Source organism: Pseudoselenomonas ruminantium, from assembly GCF_900142515.1.
GTDB classification, from domain to species: Bacteria; Bacillota; Negativicutes; order Selenomonadales; family Selenomonadaceae; genus Selenomonas_A; species Selenomonas_A ruminantium_D.
In genome coordinates this window covers 47,646-62,613 of record NZ_FRBC01000014.1, presented here as the reverse complement: position 1 = coordinate 62,613, position 14,968 = coordinate 47,646, and the positions used below count along the sequence as shown (strand labels likewise).

General features: G+C 52.9%; 15 protein-coding genes. All 15 read right to left on the bottom strand.

What is annotated here, in order from left to right:
- Positions 1–2: 2 nt before the first annotated feature.
- Positions 3–383, bottom strand: coding sequence for a methylglyoxal synthase (locus tag BUB68_RS08350; protein ID WP_073090042.1), 381 nt, complete (start codon positions 381–383; stop codon positions 3–5).
- Between the two features lie 165 nt (positions 384–548).
- A complete protein-coding gene (locus tag BUB68_RS08345; RefSeq protein ID WP_073090039.1) occupies positions 549–1,817 on the bottom strand; it encodes a putative porin in 1,269 nt (422 codons plus the stop codon).
- Between the two features lie 220 nt (positions 1,818–2,037).
- Positions 2,038–3,648, bottom strand: coding sequence for a nucleoside kinase (locus tag BUB68_RS08340; RefSeq protein WP_081371929.1), 1,611 nt, complete (start codon positions 3,646–3,648; stop codon positions 2,038–2,040).
- Positions 3,649–3,818: 170 nt separating this feature from the next.
- Complete coding sequence (locus BUB68_RS08335; RefSeq protein ID WP_073090033.1) at positions 3,819–4,763, bottom strand: ABC transporter substrate-binding protein; 945 nt, start codon at positions 4,761–4,763, stop codon at positions 3,819–3,821.
- A gap of 10 nt (positions 4,764–4,773) precedes the next feature.
- Positions 4,774–6,729, bottom strand: coding sequence for a TonB-dependent receptor plug domain-containing protein (locus BUB68_RS08330; RefSeq protein WP_073090030.1), 1,956 nt, complete (start codon positions 6,727–6,729; stop codon positions 4,774–4,776).
- A gap of 73 nt (positions 6,730–6,802) precedes the next feature.
- On the bottom strand, positions 6,803–7,546 hold the full coding sequence (locus BUB68_RS08325; RefSeq protein ID WP_073090027.1) for an ABC transporter permease: 744 nt from the start codon (positions 7,544–7,546) through the stop codon (positions 6,803–6,805).
- Positions 7,546–8,289 (bottom strand): ABC transporter ATP-binding protein, encoded by a 744-nt coding sequence (locus tag BUB68_RS08320; protein ID WP_073090025.1) that lies wholly within the window; start codon positions 8,287–8,289, stop codon positions 7,546–7,548. The genes BUB68_RS08325 and BUB68_RS08320 overlap by 1 nt, the downstream gene beginning before the upstream one ends.
- Positions 8,290–9,099: an ABC transporter ATP-binding protein gene (locus tag BUB68_RS08315; protein ID WP_073090023.1), complete on the bottom strand. Its 810-nt coding sequence runs from the start codon at positions 9,097–9,099 to the stop codon at positions 8,290–8,292.
- A gap of 1 nt (position 9,100) precedes the next feature.
- Positions 9,101–10,048: a FecCD family ABC transporter permease gene (locus BUB68_RS08310; protein ID WP_073090021.1), complete on the bottom strand. Its 948-nt coding sequence runs from the start codon at positions 10,046–10,048 to the stop codon at positions 9,101–9,103.
- 84 nt (positions 10,049–10,132) lie between these two features.
- Positions 10,133–10,639, bottom strand: coding sequence for a flavodoxin family protein (locus tag BUB68_RS08305; protein WP_073090018.1), 507 nt, complete (start codon positions 10,637–10,639; stop codon positions 10,133–10,135).
- Positions 10,640–10,655: 16 nt separating this feature from the next.
- Positions 10,656–11,432: an energy transducer TonB gene (locus BUB68_RS08300; RefSeq protein ID WP_178139494.1), complete on the bottom strand. Its 777-nt coding sequence runs from the start codon at positions 11,430–11,432 to the stop codon at positions 10,656–10,658.
- 50 nt (positions 11,433–11,482) lie between these two features.
- Positions 11,483–13,075 carry a heme anaerobic degradation radical SAM methyltransferase ChuW/HutW gene (gene hutW / locus BUB68_RS08295; RefSeq protein ID WP_073090013.1) on the bottom strand — a complete coding sequence of 531 codons (1,593 nt, stop codon included), beginning with the start codon at positions 13,073–13,075 and terminating at the stop codon, positions 11,483–11,485.
- 28 nt (positions 13,076–13,103) lie between these two features.
- The gene (locus BUB68_RS08290) at positions 13,104–13,934 is read right to left on the bottom strand and encodes an energy transducer TonB (RefSeq protein ID WP_081371924.1); all 831 of its coding nucleotides are present in this window, start codon (positions 13,932–13,934) and stop codon (positions 13,104–13,106) included.
- A gap of 15 nt (positions 13,935–13,949) precedes the next feature.
- Positions 13,950–14,357 (bottom strand): ExbD/TolR family protein, encoded by a 408-nt coding sequence (locus tag BUB68_RS08285; RefSeq protein ID WP_256625840.1) that lies wholly within the window; start codon positions 14,355–14,357, stop codon positions 13,950–13,952.
- The gene (locus tag BUB68_RS08280) at positions 14,344–14,949 is read right to left on the bottom strand and encodes a MotA/TolQ/ExbB proton channel family protein (protein WP_073090086.1); all 606 of its coding nucleotides are present in this window, start codon (positions 14,947–14,949) and stop codon (positions 14,344–14,346) included. Before BUB68_RS08280 ends, BUB68_RS08285 begins: the two co-directional genes overlap by 14 nt.
- Positions 14,950–14,968: the final 19 nt, after the last annotated feature.

Here is a 14,968-nt window from a genome sequence, read left to right as displayed (position 1 = left end):
AATCATGCATCCAGCTTCTTCGCTGCATATTCCAACAAGATATGGCCACTCTTACGATTCGTGGCTAAAGGAACATTATGGACATCACACAATCTCAACAATGCATTGATATCTGGCTCATGAGGCTGGGACGTCAGTGGATCACGCAGAAAAATGACATACTGAACCTTTTCCGTAGCCACCAATGCACCAATCTGCTGATCCCCTCCCAACGGTCCTGACATCATGGTTTCCACATCCAGCCCCAGCTTATCTTTCAGCAGCGTTCCTGTAGTGCGGGTTGCCACCAAATGAAATCTGGACAAAAGCTCCTTATGATGTGAAGCAAAATCCAACATGTCTTCTTTCTTTTTGTCATGAGCAATCAGTGCAATAGTCTGCATTATAATTCCATCCTTTCAATAGTACACAATAGCACTATTATCATAAAATTTAATTCACCATGATAAAATTCGTTATAAATCTGCTATTTCCTGCAACCTAAACAAAAAACCACCAACAGAGCAGCATATGCTCTGCTGGTGGTTCATATTATGAAGGTTCAACTCTTAGAAGAAGAACTGCACACGACCGAAGAGAATCTTTTCCTTCTGGTTGCTGTTGGAGATTTCCTTAGCATCACCATAGCGGGCGGTAGCCACTACGTTCTTGAACGGAGCATAGTTGGCGCCGATTTCCCAGCCCTTGAAGTCCGGTTTGATTACATCATAGGTGGACTTAACCATGGCTGCACTGCCCAGATGACGATATGCTACCCATGCACCCCAAGTGCCCTGGTTGGCTTTCTGTGCACCCTTGTAGCTCACTTCTGCACTGGCAGCCTGCTTATAGTTGTCAGCTTCAGGGTTGTTGGAATAGAAACCATTCAGTTTCACATTATTGCCAATCTTGTAGGAACCCTTGACAGCAATGATATTGGAAGTATCTTCCGTGTTGTTCTTGAAGAACTTCGCCGTTCTCGTACCAGCAGCGGAAAGGCTCTTCGTATTCAGACGATGCAGATAGAGACCACCGGACAATCTGTCCACCGCACCCTCTACACCGAGATACTGATAATTAGCAGCCTTTGCATAATTACCGCCATAAACATTCGTGCTCAAACGGCCAGCTGCAACAATACCCTTTACCTCCTTGCCGAAGGATACTTCAGCACCGGAGAACTGGGTATCAGCAATGCTGTCACCATTGAGGGAACCGAATTTACCGAGCTTGACCTGGAATTTATCGTAGTCACCCTGCGCCCAGGCACGAACCAGCTTAACCCTATCGGAATTATTATTAGCAGCATCAGTATTCAGATGGGTCGTAGCATCGAGACGAGCTTTTACATGCCAATGATCATTGACTTCTGCCGAGGGTTCCAAACGGAAAAGCAACGGCGCACTGTTTACCTTAGTGTTGGTACCAACAGCCGTGTTCTTATTGCGGTCGCTAGTATAAGTGAAACGAGCTTCGCCATTCCATTTCACCTTGTCGGCATTGCGCTCCAAGTCGCTGACACGTACGCCCAGATTGTTGAGTTCATCAGCAAATTCAGCACGCAGCTTGTCCACAACAGTTTTGTCCTCACCCGTGGGGTTCTTGGCCATAGCCTTTGCTACCATCTGAGCTGCTTCATAACGCGTGATGGTGCGGTCACCGCGGAAGGTGCCATCGCCATAACCGTCAATGACATTGTCATCCACCAGCTTCTGGATGGATTCATAGGCCCAATGTCCCTCCGGTACATCGGAGAATGGATTGCTGGCAGCAAACGTCGTGCTGGCAGCACCGACAACCAAAGCTGCCGTCAAAGCGGATACGAGAGTCTTTTTCATAAGAAACTCCTCCTTCAATAAAAATATGAAATTCTTATTGTCAGGAGCATCATCCAATACAGTGTCCATGTTTCCTGTTACCAGACAATACACCTAACTATCTTTATGATACTAAGATATCGCCTGTTTAGCAAACAACAAACAATGCATCTGTTTCACAAAAATGACGATTTTCAGCATTTTTCTTCGAAACTCTTCAATTATCACAATATTTTCAGACTTATTTGAAGAACACAGATTTTCCGATAAACTCCCTGAGAAGAGAATTATTCGGGACCTCTTCCTCTTCATCAATATCATCAAAGTATTGCAAAATGTCCAGCAAACGTTTGGCTTCTGCATGTTCCGGAATATCCTGCGGCACATTCTGCAGCAATGGATAAGCATAACGCTTCAAAATTCCCAGTTCATAAATCAAAGCGGAATTGAACATCACATCCGCTTCTTCCTGGAAGGGGAAAATATTCTTCTCCTCCCCTTCCCGCACATCCTTCCACTGCTTCAATGTCTTGAGTGCCCCTGAGCCCCTAAACTGATAATCACGCACCAAACGGCGGATCAAACGTGCATCGGTAGTTGCAATACGATTATGCGCATCAATATTGAGCTGCGTCAAGGCGCTGATGTAGATCTTGAACTTACGGCTATGTGGCACATACTCACTGAGCCGTTCATTAAGCCCATGTATCCCCTCCACAATGATTGGCTGCTCCCGGCTCACCGCCAGCCGCCGTGTCTCATCCCATTCCCGGTACCCTGTGAGGAAATTATAACGCGGCAGGATGATTTCCTCGCCAGCCAGCAACGCCAGCATATGCTGATTAAAAAGTTCCACATCCAATGCATCCAGACATTCGTAATCATATTCCCCCGTTGGCTTTCGGGGGGTATCCTCCCGATTCACAAAATAATCATCCAACGAAATCGATACAGGCATCAATTTGTCAGCCAGCAGCTGCACCCGCAGACGCTGGGCAAAGGAAGTCTTGCCCGAAGATGACGGCCCGGCAATCAAAATCAGGCGCATCGTTTTCTTGTGCGCTGCAATATGGTCAGCAATATGGGCAATGCTTTTCTCCTGCAAGGCCTCAGAAACGCGGATCAGCTCACCGATTCCTCCATGACGGTTGATCCGATTGAGATCCGGCACGAAATTGCACCTGAGAGCTGCCGCCCATTCCCGGGATTCAGCGAGCACCTGGCTCAGTTTCGGTTGTGGCAGCCGTTCTCTCACTTCCCCTCCAGTATCCAGATCCGGAATCCGCAGCAAGATCCCGCCCGCCTCAAAATCGAGGGCAAAGCGGCCCAGGCTCCCCGTGTGGCCAATCATCACGCCATAGAGGTAATCATAGAATTCCCCACACTGATAAAGGCTCACCATCTCCATTTTCAGCGAGGAAACGAGGTTGGCTTTCTCAATCTGCCGATTATTCTTGAAAATCCGCACAGCCTGCGCTTTTTCCATCTTCATCTTGATGATAGGACGGTCTTCAGCAATGATTTCCCGCATCCGCGTCTCAATCAGGCCCACACCATTTTCACTCAGGTCATGGAAATGACGCAGCTCACAGAAGAGCCCCTTATTGGCACTGAACTGAGCCACTACTTCCACAGACGGAAACAACTCATGCACAGCCGTGAACAAGACAAACAGCACCGTGCGCCGATAAATCTTCCAGCCCCGGCTGCTGTCCAGTTCGATGAAGTCAATCTTGCCTGACGGATCGATCTCGCTCTGCAAATCCCGGATTTCATTATTGACCAATCCTGCCACGATTTCCGACGCATATTTCTGCTGCGCCGCTTCTGCCAGATCTTTTAATTCAACCATTGCCATATCGCTCACCTCATCCCTGCATAATAATTCCAAAGACAAAAAGACTTAGATATTACTATATATTGTAACATCTAAGCCTGATTTTGGCTATGAAATTGTTAGAATTTTACATAAACATGCAGTCTTCAGGGAATTCCCTTGTCTTTATGATTCCACAAGCCCTTTCATCGGTACATATCTTCAGCCAGCACCTGTAAAGCTTCGGCAGTCCTTACACCGGGATTGACGGCGAACAGCTCATAGGGCAGGATATAGACCCTTCCCTGCTGGACGGCAGCGATATTCTGCCATGCCTCGCTGGAAGCCAGTTCCTGACGCATCTTGGCTTCCAGCTCCTCAGCCTGACCGTGCATGATGATGAATATGACCTCAGGGTTTTCCCGAGCGACAAATTCCATGCTGATGGGCAGATAGCCGCCCTCGCCCTGCGCCTGGTCAGCGATATTGCCGCCACCCAGCTCATTCAGGAGACTGCCGGTAAAACATTTGCCGGTTCCCATGTTGAAACTATCCGGCGAACCGAAGACAATAAGGCTTTTAGGAGGATTTTTCCCTGCCGTCCGGCCCTTGACCGCCGCCATAGATGCTGCCATTTTCGCCACGGCAGCCTGCGCTTTCGCTTCTTCGCCTGTCAGCGTGCCATAAAACTGCAAGGCAGTCGTCAGTTCCTCCATGCTGTCCAAAGACTGGATATAAAGTGGGATCCCTGCCTGCGCCAAAGTATCGGCCAAATTGGTATGGAAGGGCACATTGGTGCCGATAACCAGATCCGGCTTGAGACTCAATATCTTTTCCACGTCCGGGGAATGGATGATGCCCACTTCGGCAGCCTTTTCCGTGGCCTTCACGACCTCTGGCGAAAGTGCCTTAGACGAGGCCTTGCCCACAATGGTATCCTCACCGCCAGCGGCCACATACAAATCGATATTGGACGCGTTCAGGATAACCACGCGTTTGGGATGCTGGGGGATCCTGACCTCCCGGCCCGTACTGTCCGTCACCAGCCGGATATTTTCCTGATTGCCTGCCATCCCCGCCTGAGGCAGCAAGAAAACAGCTGCCGCCCCCAGCAGGCAAAGACAGGCGAAAATCGCCATGAATTTACGCATGATCTCTCCTTTAGAAATTCACCTTCACGCCCCCGCGCCAGATGCGCCCATCATAATAGAGCACATCATTCTTGCGGTTGGTGAGATTGCTGATGCCGAAGTAAGCACTGACGGTCTTATTGAACTTCTTGTTCACAACCAGATTCATGATGCTTTCGCCAGTTTCCTTCGCTGTGCTGCTTTCCGTATAATGATAGCCCGTCAGCCAATCATTCCAGAGTGTGGCATCCCAGCCATGTTGTGTATCAGCATACATCAGCTGCAGAGATGTCTTATGGCGTGCACGACCTGTCAGGAAGGCATTCGTGCTATCATCCCGGGCATCGAGATAGGTATAAGTGCTCCGCAGGGTAAAGAACTTGCCCAACTTCTGTCTGGCCTCCAGTTCCAGACCTTGCACCGTCGCCTTGTCCACGTTTTCATACCGGCCGTTGGCCGTAATGCGTATACCGGCACCGGGCACCATAGCCCGGGTTATCGTAGTGTTGAGATTGATGAGATCATCTACCTTATTATGGAAATACGTGAATTTACCAGAAGTATTCCCATGCTCCGCTTCCAGTCCCAAATCGAAGTTCAGGGATTTTTCTGGCTTCAGGTCAGGATTTCCCTGGATATTCACCGTCATAATAGCGGTTGGTGTATGCTGCCAATTGAAATAGAGTTCCGAAGCTGTAGGCGCACGGTATGCAGAACCTACGTTAGCCTTGAAACGGGCATTTTTGCTGAACTTGTAGGTAGTTCCCAGTTTGCCTGTCACTTCATCACCGAAGTCATTGTTGTGATCCCAGCGCACCGATGGAATCAACAGCCATTTATCCGTAGCCATGAACTCATCCTGCAAATACAGGGCACCATGATTCATGGTCACTTTGGAAATATTATTGGTAATACCTTCTCGGGTGATGGTGCTGGCATTGCCTTTTTTGATACGGGTACTTTCATAATCCTCCTGCCGGTACTCGCCCCCCACCGTGAGAATATGCTGATCTCCCAGATTGAAGGTGCGTCTGCCATCTGCCACATAGGAGTTGAAGGTCATATCATCAAAACTGGTCAGTACATGGGTATTGCGATTGCGAGTACGCTGGTCCTTGTCAAAATAGGTGTAGTAGACCTGCATCTCGTAGTCCCCCTGCTTATCCTTGCCGGAATATTTCAGTCCTGTGGATGCCCGGCGATGATCATAATCCGTACCGGCAGCAGCCGAATCAATCATATAGAGGTCTTCATCCAGGAAATCCGCGAAGAAATCCAGCTGCTTGTTGTCTGCCACATCCATACGTCCATCCAGACCAAAGAAATACTTTTTCCCGTACTGATTGGAGGAAGCTCCACTCATGCGCCGCCGGATGTCACTGACCTTGCCATTCAGTGCCCAGGCCCATTTGCCATTCTTGCCCAAATCGTAACGGAACCCTGCATCCTTCTGGCGGGAAGTCCAATCGGCACTCACCGTACCACCCTGGGTGCCCGGTTTTTTCGTGATGATATTGATTACACCTCCGAGAGCCTCCGAGCCATAGAGAGAACTCACTGCCCCCCGGACAATCTCGATGCGCTCCACTCTGTCCATATTCACCCGCTGGAGCTCATAATAGTTCTGGGTCTCACTGGTGTTTTCCGTGCGCACCCGGCGGCCGTCAATGAGAATGAGGGTCTGGTTGGTATTCATGCCCCGCAGGGAGGACTGGTTGCCCACCATGCCATTTTCCAGCACATTGATGCCCGTAGCCAGCTGCAGCGCCTGGGCTAAGTTCTCAGCCCCCATCTTTTCGATATCCTCTTGGGTGATGACCTCCACGGCAGCCGGGGTCTCCTTCACTTCCTGTTCCGTGCGGGAAGCCGTCACCACCACATCCCGGGTCTGGATGCTGTCGGCTGCATCAGCCTGACCACAGGCAGACGTGCCGATAACGGCAGCAACTAACAACATATGTTTCTTCTTGGCAAGTTTTCTGATCATGCAAATCCTCTTTCTCTAAAAATATCCAGAAATACGACTATTGCAAGGGACTTTCCGTCCCAAATTGCTGAACTTAAAATTCACGGTAACCATGCACACGATATACGCCATAAGCGTAAGTACATAGGGTTATGGCCAGCAGCAAGCCGGCTTCCCACAAGCTGCTTTCCCCGAAGCTGTCCGCCCGCAGCAACTGGTTGGTCAAAGACAAGGGCAGGAACTGCACCACCTGCCGCACAGCTTCCGGCAGATTGGCCACGGGGAAAAAAGAGCCGCAGAAAAAAGTCATCGGGGTGATAAAAAAATTGATGATAATGGAAAATTGCTCCTGTCCTTTGATGGACAACCCCACCGCCACTCCGAAGGCCGCAAAGGCAAAGGCGGTCAACACCAGTCCTCCCAGCCCGGGCAGGGATAAGATTTCCAAGCCAAAAAACAAACGCGCCGTCAGGAAGATCACCGCCGCTGCGGCCAACGCCCGCACCGTCCCCGCCAGGGCGATGCCGAAAACCAGGGCACTGTCGCTGATGGGACTCAGGCGCAGCGTGGAAAAGTTGCGGTAATAGAAACGGGCAGCACTGACGGACAGCGCCGTCTGCTGGAACCCGTTCATCATGACAGTGATGGCCAGCATCCCCTTGGCCAGATAAGCAAAGTAGCCACCGGCCACCGCCACTCGGTCTCCCAGTCCCCAGCCAAAGGCCAACAGGTAGATCATGGGAAAGAGCAGACCGGAAAACAGATAGCCCAAACCACCGATCCGGCTGATGAGCATCTGCATTTCCCGATAAAACACCGCAGAAAAGCCTCTAAGCATCAGCCCACCTCCTGTGCCAGCTGTCCGTGGCTGAGTTCCACAAAAGCATCTTCCAGACTGATTGCCTTTTGTGGAGAAAGCCAGTGACGCATATCCGCGCAAGTGCCCGTATAGAGCAGCTGCCCCCCACGCAAAAAAGCAATACGGCTGCAAAGCGCCTCTGCTTCCTCCATATAGTGAGTGGTGAGCAGGATGGTCTTTCCCTCTGCCTGCAAACCTTTCAACAGCTGCCAGATTTCCTGGCGCATATCCGGATCAAGCCCCACGCTGGGCTCATCCAGCAGCAGCACCTGCGGATCAGGCAGCATGGCCCGGGCAATCATGGCCCGCCGCTTCATGCCTCCGGAAAGCTTGTCCGGCTTTTTCTGCCGCCACTCCCCGATGCGGAAACGTTCACAGATTGCCTTCACCTGTCCGGCTGGCTCAGGCAGGCCATAGAGCCTGGCATAACAAAGCATGCTCTGCTCAATGGTCAGCTCGCTTTCAAAATTGTTCTCCTGCGGAACCAGCCCCAGCAGACGGCGAAAGGCCACACTGCGTGCGGCAGCATCCTCCCCCTGTATCGTGATCTGCCCTTTATCGGGACGAGCCAGACCGGACAGCAGACGGATCAGGGTGGTTTTCCCGGCGCCATTCGGCCCCAAGAGCCCCATGACTTCCCCTGCCAGTACCTGCAAGGAAACATTGTGCAGGATGCTCCGTCCTTTGCGAGAACAATTTACATTCTCAACGACAATGGACATTTAAACCTCTCCACATACAGCAGCGGGGAAAAAGACCTGCTCGACATGGCCATTGACCTCCACCGCCTTGATTTCATTTTCCACACCGTAAAGATCCCGCACCAGATCACTGTCAAACACATCTGCTACCGGGCCATCGGCGATAATGCATCCTCTTTGCAAGGCCACAAGCCGCTGGCTGTAACGAACAGCCTGATTGAGGTCATGCAATACCATCAACACCGTCAGCCCCAGCCTCTGATGGAGTTCCTGCACGATATTCATCAACTCCAGCTGATGAATATCGTGCAGATAGGTAGTGGGTTCATCCAGCAACAGGATTTCCGGCTGCTGAGCCAAGGCCAGAGCCAGACGGGCCCGCTGCCGTTCACCTCCGGACAAGGAGCCCAGCGGACGCCGGGCATATGACAGCAAGCCGGTAAGTTCCATGACCTGCCGGCAGATTTCCTCATCCGCCGCCTGAAAGGAACTCCAGAAACTGCGATGTGGCAGCCGGCCCATGCGCACTACTTCCGCCACCGTCAGATCCGGCGGCAGCATGGCGCTCTGGGGCATGAAGGCAATCTTCCGTGCTGCTTCTTTCTCCGGCAGCTGCCATAAATCTCTTCCCAGCAGGGTCAGCCGGCCTGCCGCTGGAGGCAACAACCGGGCCATAGCCTTCAGCAAAGTGGACTTGCCGGAACCATTGGGCCCGATGATGGCGGCTATTTCCGCCCGCCGGACAGTCAGGTTCAAATCCTCTGCCACCAGCTGTCGGCCATATTCCAGACGCAGGTGGTCAGCCTGCAAGATGATTTCCTGTACCTTCATCCTATCGCCCTCCTTTCATACCTTTTTTCAGCAGATAGAGGAAAAAGGGCGCACCGATGAAGGACATGAATACTCCCACGGGAATCTCAATCGGAGCAAAAGCGACCCGGGCTGCCACATCGGCACCTGCCACCAGCGCCGCTCCCCAAAGAGCCGAGGCAGGCAGCAGGTAGTCGAAGTCTGACCCTGTCACCAGCCGCACCATATGGGGAATGACCAATCCCACAAAGCCCAGCATACCGGCAGCACTGACTGCCGAAGCCGCCAGCAGGGCTGCCAGCACGAGCAGGCACAAGCGCACCTGCTCCACTTTTACCCCCAAGCTGCGGGCAGTATCCTCCCCCATCTGCAAGGCATTGAGCCAACGGCTGCCCAGAAAAGTACCCGCCAGTCCCAGGAGGGTATAAGGCAGCACCATATGGACATGACTCCAACTGCGGCCAGCAAAGCCTCCCGCCATCCAGTTCACCGTCCCCTGCACCCGGTCAGAATAAAAGACCATCAAAGCAGTCATGGCTCCGCCGAAAAAGACGGCCACCGCCACACCGGCCAGCACCATGCGCAGGGGCTGTACGCCGTTTTCCCAGGACAGGGAAAAGACCAATGCCACAGAAGCCATGGCTCCGATAAAGGCCACCAGAGGCACCAGCGATGTGCTATCCGGGAAGATGATCATCACCACCATGGCTGCCAGACCAGCTCCTGCCGAGACCCCGATAATCCCGGGGTCGGCCAGGGGATTGCGCAGGATGCCCTGAAGGATGCAGCCGGCCAAAGCCAGATTTATGCCGGTCAGGACTCCCGTAAGCAGGCGGGGCAGGCGGATGTGATAGAGAATATTATAATATTCACTGGCCCCGCCCTCCAACAATATCCGCAGGACCTCTCCGGGTGAAAACACGGCCACGCCCTGACAGATACCGGCCAGGATAGCCAGCACCAGCATCATCCCCCCAATGCCAGCGCTAGCAGACGCTTGCGACTGCGGGGATGGCGGGTACTCAGGGCGCAGCTTTTCATTGCTGCTTCCATATTACTGTACCCCCAGACAAAGCTGGCTGAAGTATTCCCTGGCCGCTGCCAGGTCTGCATCGTCCGGATGGCTGGCAGCCTTTTCGATGCGGGCCAGCCGTTCCGGAGTCATGGCATGAGGGTGGCCCTTGGGGAACATCTTTTTCATCATTTCCACCATTTCCTCCGCCACCTTGCCCTGACAGATAAACCTGCCTGCCACTTCGCATCCCTCGCCTAACAGCGCAGCACCATTTTCCAAGCAGTTGGCGGCGTGCTCCGAATCAGCTTCGGCGCCCAACGTAGCAAAAAGCGCCACTTTCTGGCCAGCCAGACGGCTGAGATAATCCTTCATTTTGGCATCAGCTGTGCCCCGGTCCACCCAGTAACCGGCAATAACCATATCATAACCGGCAGGACTGGGATTTTCCTCTACGGGAACAGCCCTGAGCTGCAAGGCCTCGCCAATGGCCTCTGCCACTTTCTTTGTATTGCCCGTCTTGCTGGAATACGTCAGTAATATTTTCATCTTGTCCTCCCTATCTCTATTGCAAGTCATAATGTATCGGCACTGTCAATGTTATGCTGCGGCCGGCACCGTGGGAAAAGGGACAGGAGCTGTGCACGGCCTGCAGGGCCGCATTATCCAGAACGCCCACGCCGGATGAATCGCTGACATAGGCACTCTCCAGAATTCCCTCTGCAGACAGGGTGATCGTTACACGGACTACCCCGCTCTGTCCCCGCTTGATGGCCATATAGGGATATTCCTTGTTAGCCTCCACCCGGGCCGCGAAGCGGGCAGCAATGCTGCCCAGACTTTCCGTGGGAACTGGCTCACTGGCTGTCACAGCTTCCCCCCTGTCGCCTGCTGAGGAAGCAGCAGGGCCAGATGCATCAGAACCACCAGCTTGACTATTGCTGCCGCTCTCGCCCCCACTCCCAGCATCTGCTGCCACCGCTGAACCTGCACCACCGGGCTCCCCGGCAGCCTCAGCGCTGACAGGAGTGGCATCCTCCTGCGTTTTTTCTCCGCTGGCTATCTGCCTGCGAATGTCGGACACAGGAGCAGCCGCAGGATTTCTGATGGCGGGTATGGATTTTGCTCCCTGCAGATTGCTGCCGCTTTCCAGCTGCCCGGCTGCCACCATTTCCACCTGAATGTCTGGTGAAGTCTGCACAGGCTCCGGAGGCGTCAAAAAGGTGAATAACAGGCAAGCGCCCCCTATCCCCACTATATGACAGATGCAGGCTAGCGGCAAAGGACGTAAAAATAAGTTCCGCCCTTGCCGTCTGGCTCTGAACGCCATCACAAACTCCATGCTCATCCCCCTTTCATATCAATACGCATTATCATTTTTAAAATAAAAAATCATACGCCTGCCTTAGCCAGCATTTTTTCCCGCATCGCCGCAGGCATGCCAGCCAACATATTCCGCAGTTTTTCTTTACTGGACCGACGCAACATCATGCGCACGGCAGCAGGGATCTTACTGGCCAACTCCTGACGCTTGGCAGCATTGGCCTCCGGCAGCATTTCCGCTAATACTTCATCCAGCGCATCTGTCGTCCTGCCATTTATTTCTTCAGCTGGAGCTTCCGCCTCCTCGTCCAACAGTACCTGCACGCATTCTACCAGACTCTGCGTCAGGCTGATATACCAGAACTCACCAGACCTGGTCAGCCGGTAAATGCCCAGATCCTCCACTAACAGTCCTCTTTCCTGCCACAACGAAAGCACCTGTTCCACTTCTTCCAAACGGCTGTCAGCAATCAACAGCCGCCGAAAATCCACAAAACCCTTTTCCAGATCACTGATGATGCCATCACAAACCCGGCCTAATTCTGCCTCTACCTGATGACCAGCCATCATGATGGGTTTCTGCCCCTTTTCCCAATCCTGCTGATAATCGGTCAGATTCCGCTGGTTCATCCAGCTGATGCCACCAAAATGGCCACCAGCTCCGCAGCCAAAGGCGTAAACATCGGCACCAGCCTTGGCCATGGTGTTATAGAGACTGCGCTCCCGCTTCGTGCGCCGCCAATGGCAGAGACTCAAGCGCTCCACACCTTCACTTAACAGATAATCCCGGGCTGCCACATACATATCCGCCTGCCCACCGATATCAGCACAGGGAGGTACCACTCCATTCTTCACTGCTTTGTCCAAGGGACCTCCGGGGAAGATATTGAGCTGGTAAAGATCCATGCCATCCACATCAGCTTCCGCCAAAGTCTGCACGTCGCGCATCCACATATCCATAGTCTGCCCCGGCAGGCCGTAGATCAAATCCACAATGACGGTCACATCATAGGACTTTAGAAGCTGTAACCGTTTCAGGACCTCCTCCCGGGTATCAATGCGGCCAATGCGTTGGCGCAAAGTCGTATCAAATGACTGCACCCCCAAGGAAATGCGGTTGACGCCATATTGCAGCCAGGTCTCTATTTTCTCCGGCACCAAATCATGAATCCGTCCTTCCAGGGTCACCTCGCAATTTTGCGTCAACTTGAAGGATTGCTGTATGGTCTTGAGCAGAGCCGCAGCATTGGCCGCTGACAGGGACGTAGGCGTGCCCCCGCCGATAAAGACGCAATCAATAGCAGTTTTCTCCATCTGGGAACTCTTCGCTTCCACCTGAATTTCGCCTAACAATGCCTTTACATAAGCATCCTCTACGTCCTGCCTGCTGGCATTCTGGTAAAAGCCACAATAGAGGCATTTAGTCTGGCAGAAGGGAATGTGGATATAGAGGGCATGCTGACGATTCAAGTCCGCCGGCCTGCCCAAAGCCTTCTGATAGGCCCTCTGTTGCTCCGCTTGGGGAATTGGCCCGCCAATCAGCCCCGCATGCACCACCCGCTTGCTGGCAAAAGCTTCATGCAGCGGATCAGCAGTATCTCTGCCCAATAACACTTCCCGCTTGGCTGCTGTCAATTCCTGTAAATATTGATCTAACTTCATAACATTCTTTCTCCATCTTCCTCACCCATCATGGCTGAAAAATCAAATGTTTTTCAAAGGGCACCCGGATATTTACCCCTTGATAATAAATAGGCGCAAAGCGCATGCTCCACAAAGCTTCCTGAGCAGCTTCCCAGAAGCCCAATTTGGGCGGACTGTTCAGGATGGTGACGCTTTCCACGCTGCCATCCAGCCCCACCATGATTTGGGCCACCACTTCCACCACATTGCTATAACCGATGCTGCGGGCTTCCTCCGGATACACCGCATTGGCATCCCTCAGCAGCTGATAGCTGATTCCCGCCGCACTGGCCGCTGTATAGGTACCATCCCCATTAGGCGTGAAACCATCGCCAAGACCTGTCGAGGTTCCCGTACCACTGCCGCCAGAACCTGTGGCTGCACCAGCCTCACCACCATCGCCACCATTACCGTCGCTGCTATTGCCATTGCCCGGACTGCCAACATTCTCCCCGGACTCAGCCGAATCACTGCCGGCAGGAGCATCCAGGGCCGCTGCCGCTTCTGCAATAGCGGCTTCACTATCCGCTGTTTTCATTTCCTGCTTTTGCGCAGACACTTCTGGGGAATGCCCCCGCAAATTTTGGAGTTTTTCTACTGCTGCCACCGATGCGGTCCTGATGACCGGACCTGTCTTGCTGCCACTGTTGCCAGTGGCTTCACTGCCACCAGCCATGCCGGACACAGCGGCTTCCGCCACAAACCCCACCTCGATGGCAGGCTTTTCCTCCTGCTCCCCGGCCAGCCAGTTGAGCCCAGCCAACGCCAATAGTGCCAATAAAAGTCCATGAACACCGGCAGCCATACCAAAATAAACCTTCCAGCTTCGCATTCTCATCCTGATCTCATCCCATTATCCCTTTGTATCTGTGGCGATATAGACCTTACTGATGCCCAGATTCTTTATCATATCCATGACCTGTACCACCTTGCCATAATCCGCTGCTGCATCCCCTCGCAGGATGACGGATACTTCGCCCTGCTGTTTCTGGTGCCACAGGCGGCTTTCCAGATCTGCCAGGCTCATCTTCTCCTGCTCGTAGTACACCGCCCCGTCTGCCGTGACGGTAATGGGGATGTTCTCCACCATGCTGACTTTGGCCGTGCTGGCCTGCGGCAGAGTCAGCGGCACACTTTTCTGCACCACCATGGTGAGCATGCTCATCATGAAGAACACCAGCAGGAAAAAGATGATATCAATCATAGGAATGATCATCAGCCGGGGCTTTTCCTCCCGAGCAGTCAAATCAATGCGCATCATTCTCGCCCCCTGCCGCTATATACATGGTGGACACATATTCCACATCCGCAATGATGGCATTGGCCCGATGGGAAAGATAAGCATAGAGGCACAAGGACAGTATAGCCACCAGCAAACCTGTAGCCGTAGCAATCAGGGCTTCCCCGACGCCGCCGGTGATGGCAAAGGGTTCTCCATCCGCCACATTCAACACGGAAAAGGACTGGATCATGCCTGTCACCGTGCCCAAAAGCCCCAGCAACGGTGCCATCGTGACGATGACGCTAAGATACTCCAGATACTGGCGCAATTCCAAGGCCTTGCGTTTAGCCGCAGCCAGCACGACTTCCTCCCGGCTGCCATATTTTTCCTCAGCCATGGCCGTGAGCAGCACCTCTCCCGGGGCCCCGCCTTCCTGACAGAGCGACTCTGCTTTTTCCTGTTCTCCAGCCTGCAGATACTTATTGACCTGAGCAGAGAAATCTTCCATTTTCAACGTTTCCCTGCGGTAATAGGCAAAACGCTCAAAAGCAATGGTCAGTGCGATGATGGAAGCCAGCATGATAGGGTACATGACAAGCCCGCCTTTTTGAAACAATGCAAAAAATTCCATGGTCATTTTCCTTTCTTTC